The following is an 18,954-nucleotide window of genomic DNA, read 5'->3' as shown; positions in this document are numbered from 1 at the left end:
ATAACGCTTTGATATCTCATTAATATTTTTCTACTGTTGAGCAGTAGTTGGTTGTGCAGAGGCAGGCAATCCAAATAACTTATCGAATATCCAATTAAATATGAATGTATAAATTGGAATGATAATAATAAATGCAACATCTAACCAAAATGCAGCAACAAGAGAAATATCCATCCACCATGCAATAAGCGGAATTAAGAACATTACTAAAGTGATTTGAAAACCGATCGCATGCGCGATTCTACGTTTAACAGTGCGTGACTTATTCTCTTGTCGTGCTTCCCATTTTTCGTAAAGAATGTTGTAAATAAAATTCCATGTTACCGCAATTGTCGTAATCATGACTGAGAGCGGTCCCGTGTGCTCTACACTATCTCCGGCCAAAAGAGCTAAACCTACTGATGAAATCACCATTCCAATAATTTCATATGAGGACACATAAACAATACGACGCTTTAAACCTTGCATAACCAATCATCTTTTCTTACTTCTTTTTATTTTAGTTTCAGTTAAAATCACATATAAAGTTAACAGCTTTCAGTTTCACTGATATCAAAATGAATTTTAATAGCGAAAATATAGAGCTTTTCTTAAGTGTACTTGATACTGGATCTTTCTCGGCAGCGGCACGTAAGTTAAATCGAGTACCCTCCGCCGTGAGCATGGCTGTTGCCAATATTGAGGCAGAACTTGGTTACCTTTTGTTTGAACGTACTCACCGTAAAGTCATTCCTACTTCAGCGGCTTTAGCATTAGAGCCCCAAGCACGTATTATTGCTGAGCAGCTTAGGTTATTAAGTACCCATGCCTATGAGCTTTCGCTAGGACTTGAAAGTAAATTAAAAATTGGTGTTGTTTCAGATGCAAATACCAATTTACTTTTTAAAGCGATAAAAAAACTGGCTGATAAATTTCCCTTACTTAATGTAGAGATTATTACAGCCCCCCAAGACGATATTCTAAATTTGCTCTATACAGAAAATATTAACCTTTGTCTGGCAGGTTCTGATCTCAATATAAAAATGCGTGAAAGCTTACAATTAGTGATGAATGAAACTCTAGTTGCTACAATTTCTGTTCATCACCCACTTTTAAAACAAAATGATAAGTTAATCTCTATTGAAGAATTAATTAATGTTCGACAAATTGTAGTTGCAAGTAGTGAATTAAACATACAGGATTCACGTTCAATTGTTGGAGCAATGTACTGGAAAACCAATAGTTTACAGACCGCGATTAATATGGTTGAGGCTGGTTTAGGATGGGGAAATTTTCCTTTATCTTTGGTAAAAGAAAAAATTGAACAAGGACATTTAGTTCAACTAGATTTTAAAAATACAAAAAATCATTTACCTCTATCTATCTATCTCATCTGGCTCCAAGATAAACCATTATCAAAAGCAGCAAGAGAACTTGTTCAAATGATTCGAGCAAATTTATCTCATGCTGCTTATTAAAAACCGCCCTATAGGCGGTTTTTAGTGCTTATTTAGATTTATCAGCTTCAGCTTTATCATTCTTATGCTTATAACAATAGCCAAACATTGCACCTGCGCTGAAGAAAAACATTGCTTTTAACATGATGACACTCCTATGCCTCGTTTAGTGAAAATTAAACTTAGCATTTAGGTGTGTTTCACTTTGACTACTATTTAAATCAATTTTGTTCATAATGAAAATTTACGTGTCAATCTTTTTCAATTTATTAAAAAAAACCAAAAAAACTATTTATTTGATTCTATTAGATTAATTTTTTAAGAGATTTAGACTTGAGTTATCAATTAAAACAAAGCAAAAAGCCTATTCATGGTGAATAGGCTTCTTACTGTATTTCAGGACTAAGCAATAATAATAATTATCAAAAATACTCCACTACTGTATAAATTCCAAGTGTTTTAGTCAAGTATAAAATTCATCAATTACAAATAGTTGTAGGAAGTGTGAAAGAATATTCATTCTGTGTTTTACTGATAAAACTTACTGTAAAGTTATACTGATTTTAGAACCGGTCGTAGTCTTATTTTTTAATTTGCGAACTTCAAAATTTTTATAGATTGATAGTAATAGATTTAATAAATTTATCTCTATATGAACCCAGAATAACTTGTTCTATTCTATTCATTCTATTACGCATATCTTGAAAGTGAACCACATTGTTAGATTCTAATATTTTCTCTTTGTCATCTGCCTTTCTAATAAATAGTGGTTTATCACTTAAGTTATCTTCAAAAAATTTAAATGTTCTCCGTAAATCTTGAAAAGTAAAAGAGATATTACACTGCCCTTCTATTTTTTTTCGGAATTTTGAAATATTAACAATATGGCCAGTTTTAGACTTCACAGATGGAAACACCCATTCTTCATTAATTTTCATTTTACGATTTTTCATTAGATGCCAAAGGAAATCACCCATATAAAGTTTATAGCGCTCATTATTATAAGTATTTATAAAGGAAAGACTTCCTTCATCTAAGTCTAGATCTTCCCAACGTAAGCTTTCACACTCATTTCTAAAAAGTCCTGTTAAAACAAGTGTTAATAAAAAGTCCTTATTTGTTTCATTTTCTTGGCCCCGACCTTCATATTCAATAATTGCGTGTACCCATTTTTCTAAATTTTCTCTATGAATATAGTTACTTCGACTTGAAACTGCTCGCCAACGTTGTTTTGAATTTAAAAAATTAACTGGGTTCATCGCAGATATGATGAGTTCTTTACTTCTGTCTTGATAATACTTAACCGAAAAACGATAAATAGCTCGAAGTACTCGCATAGATAAGTTCGCTTTGGCATAACTAATTTTAGATAATTGAATATACTTATCTTCAACCATCTGTTCAGTAATATCAGTAAGTTTAAGCTCCCTCCAATCCATTAAGTATTTTTCTATGACATCTCTATAATCAACTAGTGTTCTGTCTTTTAGTTTGTGTTGATTGATATATGCTTGAAAAGCTTCATCGAGACTAGGCTGGTTAATTTTCTTATCTAAATTATTTTTTAATATTTTATTATTTTTGCTAATTAAATAATTGTTTTCAGTTAAATCTTTTAACTTCTGCTGTGCAAGTATACGAGCTTCTTCAAGAGTAATTTTTTCGTAATCTCCTAATTTACAACGTATCGATCTACCTTTTACTTTCTTTTCTACAATATAGGTTTTATATGAATTATTTACACGAATAGCAAAACCAATAATCTCACTGTCTCTATAAATTGCTGGAATGAGTTTAAGTTGATCGATAAATGACTTAGTTAGCTTTACTCGTGAAGTGCTCATAAGCTAGAATCCCTAGCGCTTGTGATAATTAACAATATAGCAAAATATTTTTCAGGTCTACTGCACACCTACTTTTGAAAAATACTTGTGTTTAATAAAAAAATTGATTAGTATTGCAGGCACTGAAAAGCCTTGAGATTAAAAGCTTTTCTTATTTATAGGGCCTATAGCTCAGTTGGTTAGAGCAGCGGACTCATAATCCGTTGGTCCACAGTTCAAGTCTGTGTGGGCCCACCAAATACAAACCCCAAAAACTATAAGTTTTTGGGGTTCTTTAATTTTAGACATACAGTCGAATATCACTACATTATTCAAAAATTGTTCGATTAAACTTAAAAAAATCTTTTCCTATTTCCATATTTTTAAACGTTCCTTTTAATATTTTGATTATTATTAATTATTAACTTAATTATTTGATCTATTTTTAGGCTAAATTTTGTTGAGGCATTGATTTCGAGTTTTCCATTTGAACATCCCAAAACTTTTTCCATAAATCACAGTATTCGAGACATAAGTTTTCTAAACGAATATAGTCTTCTTCTGTACAAGCTTGCATCAAAATAAACCAAAGGTCTTCTTCATGGTCATCATCTGCTGCCTCAGCAGTTTTGTCTTCAGAGACGCCATGAACATGGTAATATCCACCACCCTCAACCTCTATACCAACAGCACTTGTTGCTCTACGTAAAGGTGGACTATATAAAATGACTTCTTCTTCAGCTACTGCCAATAAAGCTGAAACAGCTTTATAGTCGTTATAAGAGTTTTCTAAAAACTCTCTCACTTGATGTGCAATGCTGGTCGGTTTATAACTTCGGCGTTCTTCCTCTGTTACGCCAAAATCATTAAGCACATCTTCGAATAATGGATAATGGGCATATTCAGGGTTTCCCTGATAGTAACCATCTCGATCGGCTCCAGGACGGAATCCAAACTCATCAAATATATTCAGGCTTAAAAGAAAACGCGGGAACATCTTTGCACCGGCATGCAATCTCGGCTCTAACTGCTTAGTTTGATACTGAGCCATTAATAAAGCATCTGTAAATGTTTGTACGATTGCATGACGATACTCTAAATGAATACGCTTTAAATTTTCTTTATTAATTTCTCCGTTATTTAAAGTTTCAATTGCAGGATGATGAGATACAGGATGCTGCGCAATCTTCGCTCTTAATTGAGTTAAAAAGTTAAGATTTTTATCCCAAAGTTCAGCTGAAATGCTTTGTTTCATCCCTGCGAGTGCCTTTTTCCTAGGATTATTAAAGTTCTCAAATTTTTTAGGCATAATCCACTCTCGTTAAACTTATTAAAGTTTTTTGTTTTTCCATATTTTATTTTAAAAACAAAGAGTTATACCAAAAATAAAACTCCTTTTATCAAAAATCCATATTAGAATTAAAATCATACGAAATCAAATAGAATATTTAAAAAAAGTTAAAAATAATGTCTATTATTTTTATAATATTAACTTGAATCAAATTATGTTTTTGATTATGATCAAATTGATTAAAAATTTAAAATCTATGTAAAGTAATATTAGTTTTAACTAAATGGAATAGTAATGTCAAAAAAAGAAGATATTATAAATACTGCTTTGGATCTTTTTAACCAAATTGGTTATAACGCTACAGGCGTAGATAAAATTATTGCTGAATCAAACGTCGCGAAGATGACTTTTTATAAATACTTTCCCTCTAAAGAAAGTTTAATTATGGAGTGTCTGCATCATCGAAATATTAATATACAAAATTCAATTTATGAAAAATTAAATTTACATCCAGATGCTGAGCCGCTTGAAAGAATACATCTTATTTTTAACTGGTATATTGACTGGATTAATAGCGAAAACTTTAACGGTTGCTTGTTTAAGAAGGCATTTATTGAAGTATCTAAACAATACACTTCAATTCGTGAACCATTTCAAGAATATACAAATTGGCTTATCAATTTACTCAATAGTTTATTAGTAGAGTTAGATATTAAAGACCCTACTCCACTTACTCATATCATCATCTCGATTATTGATGGGATTATTATTGATGGAACCATTGATAAAGAATTGATTGATCCTGTAAAAAAATGGAGATATATCGAGTATTTAATTAAAACCGAGAATTCATAGTATTTTTAATATATAAAAAATTACTTTAAATTGATTTATTATATATTTTTCTATTACGGATTTAAAATATAATATTAATAAATATAAATTTTATTAAATATTTCAATTTAAAAATTAAAATAAATAAAGTTTAACATGTTGATAATTTTCTACCCTTTTAGACCAACTCATATTAGAATTCCGCAACCTTATTGTCTCCCACGTCTCTATGAAAAAGTTTTTAGGCAATTCTATCTTCAAAGCAGTTGGTTGGACCTATGATGTAGATCCTACAATTCTTGAAAAAAAACAAGTAATTATTGGGTTCGAGCACACTTCTAACCTTGATGCGATCTTATCAATCGCTCTGTTTCAAATCTTAGATTTAAAAATTCATACGCTAATTAAAAAAGAGCTTTTTAAAGGCCCAATGAAGCCCATACTTGAAAATCTAGGCGGTATTCCGGTAGACCGTAAAGCAAGTAAAGATATTGTTTCTCAAATGGTCGAAAAATTTCAAAGTAATGATACCTTCAATCTAGTCATTGCCCCTGAAGCAACTCGTGCAAAAGATGGATCTGAGCGCAAACCTATTCGTACAGGTTTCTGGCATATTGCAAAAGCTGCGAATGTTCCAATTGTACTGATGTATGCAAATGCAAGAACAAAGAAAGGTGGCATTTTAGGTAAAATTTACCCTTCAGATTTGCAAAAAGATCTTGAAACAATTAAAGAACTTTATGCGCAATATGATATTGATGTGAAGATTAACTAATTTGTTCTGTAAGCGCTTTTAAGACTAATTTTTTACTTAAATTTAGGCCTTCTAAGCGTTGCTAATTGGTTAACAAAACATAGGACAACAGTTTTCAAGAAAACCATGCCTATGATAATATTCTGTCACTTTTGCATTTTTTAATTTTTGGAGTTCACTTCCATGGCGGGTCATTCTAAATGGGCCAATATTAAGCATCGTAAAGCTAAACAAGATGCAAGTCGCGGTAAAGTTTTTACTAAATATATTCGTGAAATTGTGACTGCTGCCAGACTTGGTGGTGGAGATGCTGCTAGCAACCCTCGCCTTCGTGCTGTTGTCGAAAAAGCACTTTCAGTCAACATGACACGTGACACCATTAACCGTGCAATCCAACGTGGTGTGGGTGGTGAAGATAATGATGATTTAAAAGAAGTAACTTACGAAGGTTATGGCGTTGGTGGTGTTGCTGTCCTTATTGAAACAATGACAGATAACCTCAACCGTACAGTTCCAGATGTACGTCACTGTTTCAGTAAAACAAATGGTAACTTAGGAACTGCGGGTTCTGTATCTTATCTATTTACTAAACGTGGTGAAATTACTTTTGAAGATGTTTCTTTAGAAGACAAAATCATGGAAGTAGCTTTAGAAGCAGGTGCAGAAGATATTGAAGTTTCAGAAGATGAAATTTTAGTAATTACTTCACCAGAGACTTTTGGTGAAGTTCAAGATGCTCTTGCTGCCGCAGGTTTAAAATCTGATAATGCAGAAGTTGTGATGAGTCCATCAACAAAAGCTGAAATTACAGATATTGACCAAGCAAAACAAATTCTTAAAATGATTGATATGTTTGAAGATCTTGATGATGTACAAAACGTTTATACAAACGTTGAATTCTCGGAAGAAGTTTTAGCTCAATTAGATGCTTAAACCAAACATTGAAATTAAAAACGCACCAATTGGTGCGTTTTTCTATAGTTTATTTAATAAGTTATAACAGTTAAATACATTGTACTTTTTGATGACAAAGCTCGAATGTAGAGCGACTACATTGTCAATTTTACCAATGCGTCTTAATAAAATTTCGCTATAGTCATCCATATTGCGCGCCACTAATTCAAGAATGAAGTCAGCACTTTGACCCGTAACTAAAAATGCATTTGTAACTTCAGGAATAGCTTCAATTTCAGAAAGAAATTTATCGAAGGTTTCACTATCATGTTTACTTAAAGAGACTTGTAGCAAAATATGCAAAGTAAACCCTAGTTTGCTAAAGTTAATTTCTCTTTTAAGCTGCCCCATGATATTAGCTTCAATCAAATGCTTAATACGGCGATGGACAGAGCTAACTGAAAGATTAATCCGTTCTGAAAGCTCATTCAAATTCAGGTCTTCATGAGACAAAATTTCCAGAATTTGTTTATCAAAACGGTCAAGCTCCATCCTTTTCTCCAAATAGCATTTTATATAACTTAACAGTATATCCTAAAGCCAAGCCCACTTTAAAAATCAAACCAGATTAAAAATAGGAATAAGCTTTACTTTAATATCTTGAATCAAGTCTGTGCCTGTTAACTGTGCAGTAGCCTGGCATTTATAGCGCATTTGAAATCGCTATAGCGTTATATTTTTTTAATGTTTCACTTAGCACATCAGCAAAAGTATATCTTATTTCAAAAATCTCAAGCTTTATTTAATAAAATCAGTAGTTTTAAAATTTTTTAAAAAGTTGGCACTGTTTTTGTTATGCACATACGGGAAAACTTTATCCGATGTGGGGAATGCTTGTGAAAAATATCAAAACTTTAGTTCTAGCAATGACTACTATTAGCCTAACAGGTGTAGTTATGCCAGCCCATGCAGCTACTGACGCAGAAGTAGATGCTTTACGCAAAGAGGTTGGTGAGTTAAAACAACTTGTGCAGCAATTATCAAATCAGCAAAAAACAGCATCAGCAGTAAATACTCCAACAGTTTCACAAACGACAACCGTAGCTAGCTCACCAGCTCCTCAGAGCAAACCAGATTGGATGCAAATGCCTGATGGACAGACTCAAGTTAAGCTTTATGGAAATGTACGAGTAGATGCCACTTATGACTTTAAAGGTTCAAATGGAAGCATTTCAAATGCAGCCAACTATCCTTTAAACAAAGATGATCCAAGACAGGACTCGCTAAATGTATCTGCAGCAACCACACGTATTGGTTTAGATATCACCCGACCTACGCAATATGGCGATTTAACCGGAAAAATTGAAGCCGACTTTATGGGCGGTAATGGTGACAATGGTAGTGGAACTTTCCGTGTACGCCATGCCTATATGTCTTTAGGTAAATGGTTAGCAGGTCAAACCACTTCACCCTTTGTAAATACGGACACATCCCCAGAAACATTAGACTTTACTGGCGCAGTTGGTACAGGAACAACGCGTACAGTACAAGTTCGTTATACACAGCCTATTGATGCACAACAAAAAATATTATTTGCTTTAGAAGGTGGTGATGTTGAAAAAGTAGGAAATGTGGCGGGTGGAAGCCGCTTCCCTGCTCTAACCACTCGATATGATTTTAAAACTGCTGATAATAAAGGCTTATTACAACTTCATGGACTTGTTCATGAAAACCGAGTAGCACCTAAGGATAGTACGTCTGAAGAAAAATTTGGTTGGGGTGTCGGCATAGGTGGAAAATATGATATTACCCCTCAAGATAGCGTAGTTGCCAACTATTATCATGTTAAAGGTGATGGACGATATTTGTCTTATAGCAACTCTGCCTATGCATATGACACGGCGGCTCAAGACATCCAATTAGGTGAATTTGATAGCGCAGTGATCGGCTATCAACGTAAATGGAATCCAATATTACGCTCTACTTTCGCAATTGGCGGAGTTCAATATAAAGATGACAACACATACGCAAATAGTAATTTGACTAATACCAGTTATAACAAGGAAATTTATAATGCACTGGTAAACCTAATCTGGAACCCTGTCAAGAATATTGACTTAGGTGCAGAATATACCTATGGCCAGCGCAAAACATTTGCAGATGATAAAGGCGATTACTCACGCATAAATTTATTAGCAAAATATAATTTCTAAAAACTTAGAAATAAAAAAGAGCCTTTATAGGCTCTTTTTTATTGTTGTATTTAATGCATTGCCTGAATTTTCTGCAAGAAAAGTTTAGCACGCTCATGACGAGCTTCTAAATTATCAAAAAATTCATTGGTTGGACAATCTTCAAGAATTTTACCTTCATCCATGAAAATTAAACGGTTAGATACGCGTTTAGCAAAGCCCATTTCATGGGTAACACACATCATGGTCATACCTTCATGAGCAAGTTGCACCATAACTTCAAGCACTTCACCTACCATTTCAGGGTCGAGTGCCGAAGTAGGTTCATCAAACAACATACAGACTGGGTCCATAGATAAACCGCGAGCAATTGCAACACGTTGCTGCTGACCACCAGAGAGTTGTCCTGGAAATTTATCTTTGTGAGCAAGTAACCCAACTCGTTCTAAATACTTAAGCCCCTTTTCACGCGCTTCGGCAACTGAACGTTTTAACACCTTCACTTGAGCAATGGTTAAATTTTCCAAAACAGTCATGTGCGGAAAAAGTTCAAAATGCTGGAACACCATTCCTACACGAGAACGGAATTTCGCCAGATCAGTTTTTGGATCTTTTAATGAAACCCCGTCAACAATAATGTCACCTTGCTGAAATGGTTCTAAAGCATTTACAGTTTTAATGAGCGTTGATTTTCCTGAACCAGATGGCCCACAAACAACAACGACATCACCTTTTTCAATACTCGTCGTGCAATCTGTTAAAACCTGAAAATCACCATACCATTTAGAGATATGTTGGATGTCTATCATTGGCATTTAAAATCTCCAATTAGCGAATGATGGCAATTTTTTTCTGTAAACGTTTGACTAATTGCGATAGCACAAACGAGCTACAGAAATACACCACAGCGACGATTAAGTAGAATGTTGCTTTCGTTTCAGGGCCATATGTATTAGCCAATGTATCTGCACGACCTAAGAAGTCCGGAGCACTAATAACATAAACTAATGACACGTCCTGAAACAGAATAATAGTTTGAGTGAGTAATACTGGGAGCATATTACGGAAGGCCTGCGGTAACACTACATAACGCATAGATTGCCCATAGGTAAACCCTAAAGCGTAGCCTGCATTGACCTGACCTTTTGAAATAGACTGAATACCAGAACGTACAATTTCCGAGAAAAATGCAGCTTCAAAAATAGCAAAGGTTACAACACTCGAAAATAATGGCCCCCAATAAGTATCTGATTGAAACTCAAATATTTTTGGTAACAAAAAATAGAAAATAAAGATGACCTGAATTAATGGAATACCACGAAATAGATCTACATAGAACTTTGCAAAGTTACTTGCAATGGTGCTGTTAGATAAACGCATCATTGCTAATGGAGTTCCAATCAGGATCCCCCCCATCATCGCAAGCACCGTTACCGTAAGCGTGAAGATAAAACCTTCTTTTAATGCAGCAATAACATCAGGGTTATGTAGTAGAGAAAAATCCATAATTATTTTCCTCCCGAACCTAAACCTGGTACAGCCATACGTTTTTCAATCCATGCCATCACAAATTTAATGGTGTAGGTAATGATTAAATAAACCGGCGTAGACAGAATAAGAATGATAATGTCCTGAGAAGTTTCTTCTCGCATGGTTTTGGTGTAAGCAAAGAAGTTCAAAACACTTAATGCATATAGAACAGCAGAGTTCTTGAAGACATTCATTGCTTCTGAAGTAATGGTTGGCCATACCGTACGATATGCAACTGGTAAAATCACATAACGATAACTTTGCGCTGTTGTAAAACCCATTGCAGAAGCGGCAAATTTTTGTCCACGAGAAACCGTGTTAATCCCCGCTCTTACATGCTCAGAAACACGTGCTGCGGTATATAGACCCAAAGCAAAAACGCCAATAACAGCAGGATGATGATTTAAAATATTTTTCCACCAGCCACCTGCTACGACGTCCCCACTTCCGGCACTTAAACTATCTGGTAAGAACTCCGGGAATACAAAAGCCCAGAAGAATAACTGTACAATTAAAGGAATATTACGGAATATTTCGACATAACAGTTGCCGATAAAAGCAAGCGGTTTATTGGGTAAAGTACGAATTACCCCGAGGAGAGAACCTAATAAAAATGCGATAAGAAAGGCTACAACGGCAGTCCATACCATAGTAAAGACACCAGAACCTAACATTTGTAACCATGTGGGCGCCTCAGAATAGGCATTGTAGCTAGAGCTACCAATGACTTTACAAACTGATTCTGCCCATGCGGCTTTATCGACACCATATTCATTAGACTCCGCACAGAATATAGTCCAGTTTAGCGAGCCGACTGACATGTTTGCCCCTTAAATGAATATCTTAGAAAATAGACCACTTGTGCAAATGAGGTTTTACACTTGCACAAGTAAATTTAGGACAAAAGGATCTGGTTAGATTCCTGCATCTGTTGGGTGAGCTTTAAGTTTTTTGTAAGATGAACTTGGTTGCATGTTCAAATTAGTATTTTTTGGTGGGATTGGCGATAAGAACCATTTCTTATATAAAGCGTCCATTTGACCAGTTTTCCATAAATTATTTACGGTACGGTCGGCAATTGCTTTAAATTTTGGATCATCTTTTGCAATCATGATGCCATAAGGTTCTGATGAAAGTACTGGCCCTACAATTGCGAACGCTTTTGGTGTAGATGACTTAGCAATTAGTCCAGCTAAGATATTGTCATCCATAACAAATGCTGCGGCACGACCAGATGCCATCATGGCAAACGAGTCAGAATGGTCTTTACCATAAATGTTTTGTACATTAAGTGACTGACCTTTTTCATTCATTTTAATGTACTTGTCTGATGTTGTACCTTGAGTCGTAACGACCGCTTTACCATTTAAATCAGCTAGACTCTTAATACCAGAGTTGGCTTTAACAGCCATACGCACTTCTGTTGCATAGTAGTTTGTTGAAAAACCAACTTGCTGCTGACGTTGTTTAGAGTTTGTAGTTGTACCACATTCCATATCAATATTGCCGGCTAAAAGCTCAGGAATACGTGTTGATGAAGTTACTGCCTTGTATTCAACTTTTAAACCAGGCATTTTCAATTCTTTTTTAATATCATTTGCGAACTGGTTACAAATGTCGACTGCATAACCTACCGGTTTACCTCCAACAACGTATGAAATCGGGTCGGATGATTCTCGGTGACCAATAACGATTTTTCCAGTACTTTTAATTTTAGCTAATGTATCTGCTGCCTGAATTTGAGAAGTAGCACCAACCGTACAAAGCATAATTGTTGAAACAATGAGAGAGGTTGCAGAACGTTTCATAAGAACTCCTTGATGATCATTCTCTCTATTTGTCTACAGAATCATTCTTGTAGAGAAATAGAGCGATTTATTATTAAATTGCAATTATCGAGCCAACTTTTCCAAGCAGGACTCCATCCATTTGCTTCACTTATTATTCATCTGTTTCGCAGAATTAATACCTTTAAAACTGCTCACATGTTTCTACTTTAATCTATGTTTTAATCTTCTGTCTATTATTAAGCTCATCTATTTACACTTAAATGTGGCAAATATTGATTACAATGTAAACATATGCACAATAAAGTCGCTTAAATTTTTCTAAAAACAGTTTTTAGAAAAAGATTATTTTTTAATAAAAAGAAAAAGCAAACTTATTAAATAGTTAGAACAACGTGGATTAATTTTCTCAAAATAAGATAAATCATCAAAATAATATTTATAAATGTTTTAATAAAATCCATTTATAAAATTGATAGTAATATTTTTTACAATTAAAATGCTTTTAGAAATATGAAAAAAAGGCCCGATTTATTTCGAGCCTTTTTATAAAACCTATAGATTAAATGCCTCTCCAATCAACGCGGGCATTTCTTTCAGTTTGATAGATTCTTAAAACATATTGTCCAAGTGGCAAATCAAGTAAACTTTTTTGATAATTGCTCCACTCTGGAGACACCTCTTCATCCTCTTCGGGTTCCCATGGCGTACCTTTTATTTCTAATAAAGGTGCAAGCATAGAACATACTGAAATATCAGCGAGGCTTAATCGGTCTCCAACCATATAACGTCCTTGATTTTCAATAAGATACTGATTCAGTTCATTGATGAGTTCATCCATACGCTCTTTTGACTGGCTCACCACTTCCCCTTCAAGCTTATAGTTCTTTTTTACTAAAGTTTTGAGGAAAGGTTTTGATATTTTTTCAAACTGACGCAAGTAACCTTGTTCGCCCATCATAATCTCGAGAGCATGGTCGCCATGGGCTAAAGTATGCGCTAGTGCCCAACGACGTACATGCACACCCAGTTCATCTGCCAAACTATCAATCTTAAGTGTTTGCTGCCTAAGTTGCTCATCACGGCGTAAAAGTGCATGTTCTGGATAAGTATCATCCAGATAAAGCGCAATTTTAGTTGATTCAGCAATCCAGCGATGGTCATCTTTCAAAATCGGCAATAAGTTTTGCCCTGTTTTGAGTTGTGCAAAAGCACGATGAAAGCCAGGAATCAAATTATGTGCAACGTAATCAAGTTCTTTATGGTCTAACAACCAGCGAGCTTTTTCACAATAATGAGATAAAGGAAACTGATACAAAACCCGCATAAAATCTCCACGTTTATTTTTATTTGACTATTCGTACAAAAATCGTCTTCGGTAAATAGATACTTTAGAAGCTATTTTTAATGAAAACAATGGATATTGTGCTCATTTTTCACTGACAGTTAGGTCTATATTTTTTATATCTTTTTTTACCGTACTTATAGCTCTTTTTCATATTAAAAAGGCTTTAGTAATTCATTTTGCAAATAAAAATTATAATTCTTTGATTTTTAATATGTTTCTATATCTCTATTTATCTATTAAAAATCAAAAAAAGTGCTTTGCATTTTTATTCATAAGCTGAGCATAAGTCTTCGTTTAGTGGAAAAATATTTCTTTTGTAAGGTAATGACAGCAATACAAGGTGTCATTATGTCTAATTCTCTATCTAAAACGACGGCATACGTCCAAGTCATTCAAAATGATCAACAAGCGATTAATGCTGCTTATCAAGTGGCTGATTTTGCTTTAGAGGGTCGTAATACACGTGATCAACAACGCCAACTTCCTTATGAGCAAATTGAAAGTTTTAGCCAAAAAGGTTTAGGTGGAATTCGCATTGCAAAAAAATATGGCGGTGCATTTGTTTCCAATAAAACACTGGCACAAGTTTTCCGTATTTTAAGTAAAGGCGATGCAAATGTTGGTCAAATTCCACAAAATCAGATTAGCCTGTTGAACCTGATTGAAATCATGGGTACAGAACAACAAAAACAATTTATCTTTTCAGAAATATTAGCTGGTAAACGTCTTGCCAACGGTGGTCCAGAGCGTAATACACATGACTCAAAAACACTAAAAACTACCCTTACCATTGAAAATGGAAAATATATTTTAAACGGCGAAAAGTTTTATTCGACAGGAACAAGCTTTGCGCATTGGCTCGCAATTAAAGCGGTTCATCCTGAAGGTCATGTTGTTTTAGTGATTGTTAACCGAGATGCTCAAGGCATTGAAGTCATTAATGACTGGAATGGGTTTGGTCAGCGTACTACAGCGAGTGGTACGGTTAAATTAAATCAAGTTGAAGTTAATCCTGATCTTATTTTTGATGAACGCTTATTAACACAAGTTCCTACCTATCGCGGTGCGTATTCGCAGTTATTACAAGTGGCAATTGATGTCGGTATTGCGGAAGCTGCTTTTGAAGATACTTTATCGACTATACACAAAGCACGCCCAATTATTGATGCAAATGTTGAAAAAGCCAGCTTTGAACATTACACACTGCAAGAAATGGGTAAGTTAAATATTTTACTCGACGCAGCAATTTTACTGCTTGATGAAGCTGCTGAATATTTAGATGAACTTGACCAACTTGAAAATGTGACTGATGAACAAGTAGCTAAAGCTTCAATTTTGGTTGCTGAAGCAAAAGTCTACGCCAATGATGCGGCTCTACAAATCTCTGAAAAACTACTAGAGCTAGGTGGTAGCCGTTCAAGCTTAAGCCAACACAATTTAGATCAACATTGGCGAAATGCCCGTGTACATACCTTACACGACCCTGTTCGCTGGAAATTACATGCCATTGGCAATTATTACCTTAATGGTCATTTCCCTGCCCGCCATGCCTGGATTTAAGGAGCAATTGTCATGACTTCATATCAATCAGTTCAAACCAAACAAACATCGGTATCTGGTCAAGCACATATTATTCAAAATGATGCTGAAGCTTTAGAAGTAGCCAAACAATTTGCCGAACAATTTAAAAAAACCGCAGTTGAGCGAGACGCTAAACGAATTTTACCGTATACCGAAATTGATGCATTGAGCCAGTCTGGACTTTGGGCAATTACAGTACCCAAGCAATATGGAGGTGCGGAAGTTTCAAGCCATACCGTTGCCAAAGTAATTGCGCTTTTAAGTGGTGCCGATGGTTCAATCGGACAAATTCCACAAAACCATTTCTATGCATTAGAAGTGTTACGTAATACGGGCACAGAAGCTCAGAAACAACGTTTATATGGCGAAGTGCTAAATGGCACTCGCTTTGGTAATGCACTTGCTGAGTTTAAAACCAAAACTTCAACCCATAAACAAACCAATATTCGTCCGCATGAAAATGGATATCTCATTCAGGGTGAAACGTTTTACTGCACAGGAAGTTTATTTGCTCACCGTATTCCAACCTTAGTTTTAGATGATGCAGGTCGAGAGTATCTAGCCTTTGTAAAAAGTGGTTCACAAGGATTGAAACTTGTTGATGACTGGTCTGGTTTTGGACAGAAAACCACAGGTAGCGGAACGGTTAAATTTGATCAGGTTTTTGTAGATGCAGATGATGTCATTCCTTTTGATACTGCATTTTTACAACCAACCTTAGTCGGTCCTTTTGCCCAAATTATGCATGCATCTATTGAGGTAGGCATTGCACGTGCAGCCTTTGAAGAAAGTTTGCAAAGAGTGCATCAAGCTCGCCCATGGATTGATTCAAATGTAGAAACTGCAAACCAAGATCCTTTAACGATTTATGAATTAGGACGCATTGCGGTAGATGTACGAGCTAGTGAAGTCCTATTAAAACAGGCAGCTCAATCAATTGATGCTGCAAAAATTGAAACCACACCTGAAAGCATTGCTAAAGCATCCATCGATGTTGCAAAAGTACGTGCTCATAGTACCGATATCGCACTCAAAGCATCGTCTAAGCTGATTGAACTTGCTGGTAGCCGTGGTAGTCAGTCTCAAGATGGCCTAGACCGTTTCTGGCGTAATGCGCGAGTACATACCTTACATGATGCTGCACGATGGAAATATTACTTTATTGGGAACTATGTTCTTAACGGTGTTCTACCACCTCGTCGGGGGACATTGTAATGGCAGACTTTAAAGCAAAAGAAATTCTACTAAATGCCTTTGATATGAACTGTGTTGGTCATATCAATCATGGCTTATGGACACATCCACGTGATGAATCACATCGTTTTAACGAATTGAGCTACTGGACAGAACAAGCCAAAACCTTAGAAAGTGGTTTATTTGACGGTTTGTTTATTGCGGACATTACAGGTGTGTATGACGTCTATCAAAATGGTATAGATCTCACTTTAAAAGAGTCCATTCAGCTTCCGAGCCATGACCCGTCTACACTTATTTCAGCTATGGCAACAGTTACACAAAACTTAAGTTTTGGTGTCACTGTGAATTTGAGCTATGAGCATCCGTATCAGTTTGCACGCCGCTTTGCGAGTCTCGACCATTTAACTCAAGGTCGTATTGGCTGGAATATCGTGACAGGTTATTTAGATAGTGCCGAACGGTTAATTGGTCAAAAAGGTTTAAAAGACCACGATGCTCGCTATGAACAAGCCGAAGAGTTTTTAGAGCTCTGCTATAAATATTGGGAAGGATCTTGGGAAAACGACGCCGTTAAAAAAGATAAAGTACAGCGTGTTTTTACAGATCCATCTAAAGTTCACACTATTCACCACCACGGAAAATATTACCAAAGTGAAGGTGTGTTTCAGGTGTCTCCTTCTGTGCAACGCACCCCGACACTGTTTCAAGCAGGTGCTTCACCAAAAGGCATGCAGTTTGCGACTCGTCATGCTGAGTGTGTATTTATTGGCGGCGACAAACCCGAAAAAATACGTGAACAAGTGAAAAAGATTCGTGATCTTGCAGAACAACAAGGCCGTTCAGCGGATGACATTAAAGTCTTTGTCGGTATAACCGTTGTTGTGGCCGAAACACATGATCTGGCCGTACAAAAACTTAATGAATATCGTCAATATGCAAGTCCTGAAGCAGGCCTCGCACATTATGCGAGTTCAACAGGCATTGACTTAAGTAAATTTGCTGACGATGAAGCAATTCCTTACCAAAAAAGTAACAGCATTGTTTCGATTACCGAAAAATTTAAAGAACAGCAAATCACAAAAAATGACTTAAAAGCTCAACATGTTTTAGGTGGCCGTTATCCCCTTATCGTGGGTAGTGGCGAAGAAGTTGCTGAATACTTAATTCATCTTTTAGATGAGACTGATATTGATGGCTTTAATTTGACACGTACAGTTGCGCCTGAGTCTCACCACGACTTTATTCGCTTGGTTATTCCTGAACTACAGCAACGTGGTCGCTATAAAACTGCATATAAAACGGGTTCACTACGGAACAAAATTTTTAATCGGGGTGATCAATTACCAGAACAACACCCTGTTCAAGCGTTCCGATGTAGTCCCTATAACAACAGCAAAAACCTAACAAAAATTGAAGAAATAACCGCTTAAATTTGGAGATAGACATGGCTCAAACAGCCTCTAAAAAATGGCTAGGCGTAGGCTTAGTCGTTGTAGTCCTTTTTGTTGCTTTATTCTTATGGAATAAACATCGTCAAAGTGGCTCAAATGAACTTGTGATTGGCATTAGTCCACCATTTGCAAAACCTTTACAAGCTGCTGCCGATGAAGCAAAAAAACAAGGTTTAAATGTAAAACTGGTTGAGTTTTCTGACTGGAATACCCCAAACATTACCTTAAATCATGGGGATATTGATGCGAACTTTTTCCAGCATCAACCTTTCTTAGACAATGCAATTAAAGAAACAGGCTTTAAATTAAAGGCATTTGCAGTAGGTGCAGCGTCACATGTAGGACTTTATTCAAAGAAATATAAAAGCCTTGATGAAGTGCCACAAAACGCACGTGTAGTCATTCCAAATGATCCAGTGAATCAAGGTCGTGCACTACTACTTTTACAGCAAGCTAAATTAATTACGCTTAAAGATTCAAACAATCATTTATCTGCACTTAAAGATGTAGTTTCAAACCCTAAAAATTTGCAATTCGTAGAGGTTGAAGGGCCACAGACTGCCCGTGCGATTGATGATGTTGACTTGGCTTTTGGCTATCCACATTACTTACGCTTAGCAAAAACAGCTGACCCTAATAGTGCGCTTTTACTTGATGACAATACCAATAAGCGTTATGCCATTTTGTTTGTAGTGCGTGATGACTATCAAGATAAGGGCGACAAACTAAAGAAATTTGTTGAGATCTATCAAAACTCGCCAAAAGTTAAAGCTGTGTTAGACGCTGAAATTGGGCCAAAACTTTGGTTCCCTGGCTGGAAGTAATAACGGAAAGAT

At 35.7% G+C, this 18,954-nt stretch carries 18 protein-coding genes and 1 tRNA gene; 10 read left to right on the top strand and 9 right to left on the bottom strand.

Going from position 1 to position 18,954, the window contains the following annotated elements:
* Positions 1 to 30: 30 nt before the first annotated feature.
* Positions 31 to 468: a PACE efflux transporter gene (locus tag CSB87_RS17945; protein WP_004887544.1), complete on the bottom strand. Its 438-nt coding sequence runs from the start codon at positions 466 to 468 to the stop codon at positions 31 to 33.
* An 89-nt stretch (positions 469 to 557) separates the two neighbouring features.
* Between CSB87_RS17945 and CSB87_RS17940 the strand changes: the two genes are divergently transcribed.
* Positions 558 to 1,457, top strand: a complete 900-nt coding sequence (locus tag CSB87_RS17940; RefSeq protein WP_004709197.1) for a LysR family transcriptional regulator — start codon at positions 558 to 560, stop codon at positions 1,455 to 1,457.
* Between the two features lie 590 nt (positions 1,458 to 2,047).
* Here CSB87_RS17940 and CSB87_RS17935 read toward each other — a convergent pair.
* Entirely contained in the window at positions 2,048 to 3,280 is a 1,233-nt protein-coding gene (locus CSB87_RS17935; protein ID WP_004887547.1) for an integrase family protein, read from the bottom strand.
* A gap of 160 nt (positions 3,281 to 3,440) precedes the next feature.
* Between CSB87_RS17935 and CSB87_RS17930 the strand changes: the two genes are divergently transcribed.
* Positions 3,441 to 3,517 (top strand) — tRNA-Ile (locus tag CSB87_RS17930).
* Between the two features lie 187 nt (positions 3,518 to 3,704).
* On the opposite strand, the gene CSB87_RS17925 is transcribed toward CSB87_RS17930, so the two are convergent.
* Positions 3,705 to 4,568 (bottom strand): hypothetical protein, encoded by an 864-nt coding sequence (locus tag CSB87_RS17925; RefSeq protein ID WP_004887549.1) that lies wholly within the window; start codon positions 4,566 to 4,568, stop codon positions 3,705 to 3,707.
* Between the two features lie 276 nt (positions 4,569 to 4,844).
* Here CSB87_RS17925 and CSB87_RS17920 point away from each other — a divergent pair, with 276 nt between their 5' ends.
* The 3 genes from CSB87_RS17920 to CSB87_RS17910 all read left to right on the top strand — a co-directional run bounded on the left by CSB87_RS17920 (position 4,845) and on the right by CSB87_RS17910 (position 7,071).
* Entirely contained in the window at positions 4,845 to 5,405 is a 561-nt protein-coding gene (locus CSB87_RS17920) for a TetR/AcrR family transcriptional regulator (protein ID WP_004709201.1), read from the top strand.
* Between the two features lie 208 nt (positions 5,406 to 5,613).
* Positions 5,614 to 6,159, top strand: a complete 546-nt coding sequence (locus CSB87_RS17915; RefSeq protein ID WP_004887551.1) for a 1-acyl-sn-glycerol-3-phosphate acyltransferase — start codon at positions 5,614 to 5,616, stop codon at positions 6,157 to 6,159.
* A gap of 162 nt (positions 6,160 to 6,321) precedes the next feature.
* The gene (locus CSB87_RS17910; RefSeq protein ID WP_002050219.1) at positions 6,322 to 7,071 is read left to right on the top strand and encodes a YebC/PmpR family DNA-binding transcriptional regulator; all 750 of its coding nucleotides are present in this window, start codon (positions 6,322 to 6,324) and stop codon (positions 7,069 to 7,071) included.
* A gap of 42 nt (positions 7,072 to 7,113) precedes the next feature.
* Here the strand turns inward: CSB87_RS17910 and CSB87_RS17905 are convergent, their stop codons facing one another.
* On the bottom strand, positions 7,114 to 7,584 hold the full coding sequence (locus CSB87_RS17905; RefSeq protein WP_004887554.1) for an Lrp/AsnC family transcriptional regulator: 471 nt from the start codon (positions 7,582 to 7,584) through the stop codon (positions 7,114 to 7,116).
* A gap of 344 nt (positions 7,585 to 7,928) precedes the next feature.
* Here CSB87_RS17905 and CSB87_RS17900 point away from each other — a divergent pair, with 344 nt between their 5' ends.
* Positions 7,929 to 9,245 carry a DcaP family trimeric outer membrane transporter gene (locus CSB87_RS17900; RefSeq protein ID WP_193786244.1) on the top strand — a complete coding sequence of 439 codons (1,317 nt, stop codon included), beginning with the start codon at positions 7,929 to 7,931 and terminating at the stop codon, positions 9,243 to 9,245.
* Positions 9,246 to 9,295: 50 nt separating this feature from the next.
* Here CSB87_RS17900 and CSB87_RS17895 read toward each other — a convergent pair whose 3' ends face one another.
* The 5 genes from CSB87_RS17895 to CSB87_RS17875 all read right to left on the bottom strand — a co-directional run bounded on the left by CSB87_RS17895 (position 9,296) and on the right by CSB87_RS17875 (position 13,868).
* Complete coding sequence (locus tag CSB87_RS17895; protein ID WP_002049786.1) at positions 9,296 to 10,039, bottom strand: amino acid ABC transporter ATP-binding protein; 744 nt, start codon at positions 10,037 to 10,039, stop codon at positions 9,296 to 9,298.
* A 13-nt stretch (positions 10,040 to 10,052) separates the two neighbouring features.
* Positions 10,053 to 10,730: an amino acid ABC transporter permease gene (locus CSB87_RS17890; protein WP_002049960.1), complete on the bottom strand. Its 678-nt coding sequence runs from the start codon at positions 10,728 to 10,730 to the stop codon at positions 10,053 to 10,055.
* Positions 10,731 to 10,732: 2 nt separating this feature from the next.
* Positions 10,733 to 11,575 carry an amino acid ABC transporter permease gene (locus tag CSB87_RS17885; protein WP_004709206.1) on the bottom strand — a complete coding sequence of 281 codons (843 nt, stop codon included), beginning with the start codon at positions 11,573 to 11,575 and terminating at the stop codon, positions 10,733 to 10,735.
* Positions 11,576 to 11,668: 93 nt separating this feature from the next.
* Entirely contained in the window at positions 11,669 to 12,562 is an 894-nt protein-coding gene (locus CSB87_RS17880; protein ID WP_004709208.1) for an amino acid ABC transporter substrate-binding protein, read from the bottom strand.
* Between the two features lie 541 nt (positions 12,563 to 13,103).
* A complete protein-coding gene (locus tag CSB87_RS17875) occupies positions 13,104 to 13,868 on the bottom strand; it encodes a glutathione S-transferase family protein (RefSeq protein WP_004887559.1) in 765 nt (254 codons plus the stop codon).
* 345 nt (positions 13,869 to 14,213) lie between these two features.
* Between CSB87_RS17875 and CSB87_RS17870 the strand changes: the two genes are divergently transcribed.
* Genes CSB87_RS17870 through CSB87_RS17855 form a run of 4 tightly spaced genes read left to right on the top strand, consistent with a single transcriptional unit; the run spans position 14,214 to position 18,942 of the window.
* Positions 14,214 to 15,449 (top strand): SfnB family sulfur acquisition oxidoreductase, encoded by a 1,236-nt coding sequence (locus CSB87_RS17870; RefSeq protein ID WP_023188367.1) that lies wholly within the window; start codon positions 14,214 to 14,216, stop codon positions 15,447 to 15,449.
* A gap of 12 nt (positions 15,450 to 15,461) precedes the next feature.
* Positions 15,462 to 16,685, top strand: a complete 1,224-nt coding sequence (locus CSB87_RS17865; RefSeq protein WP_106105124.1) for an SfnB family sulfur acquisition oxidoreductase — start codon at positions 15,462 to 15,464, stop codon at positions 16,683 to 16,685.
* Positions 16,685 to 18,097 (top strand): LLM class flavin-dependent oxidoreductase, encoded by a 1,413-nt coding sequence (locus tag CSB87_RS17860; protein ID WP_004887569.1) that lies wholly within the window; start codon positions 16,685 to 16,687, stop codon positions 18,095 to 18,097. The genes CSB87_RS17865 and CSB87_RS17860 overlap by 1 nt, the downstream gene beginning before the upstream one ends.
* A 14-nt stretch (positions 18,098 to 18,111) precedes the next feature.
* Positions 18,112 to 18,942 (top strand): MetQ/NlpA family ABC transporter substrate-binding protein, encoded by an 831-nt coding sequence (locus CSB87_RS17855; protein WP_004887570.1) that lies wholly within the window; start codon positions 18,112 to 18,114, stop codon positions 18,940 to 18,942.
* The last annotated feature ends 12 nt before the right edge of the window (positions 18,943 to 18,954 follow it).

The organism is Acinetobacter sp. AR_0276, from assembly GCF_003000705.1.
In the GTDB taxonomy this organism is placed as follows: domain Bacteria; phylum Pseudomonadota; class Gammaproteobacteria; order Pseudomonadales; family Moraxellaceae; genus Acinetobacter; species Acinetobacter nosocomialis.
This window is presented reverse-complemented; position numbering and strand designations above follow the sequence as displayed.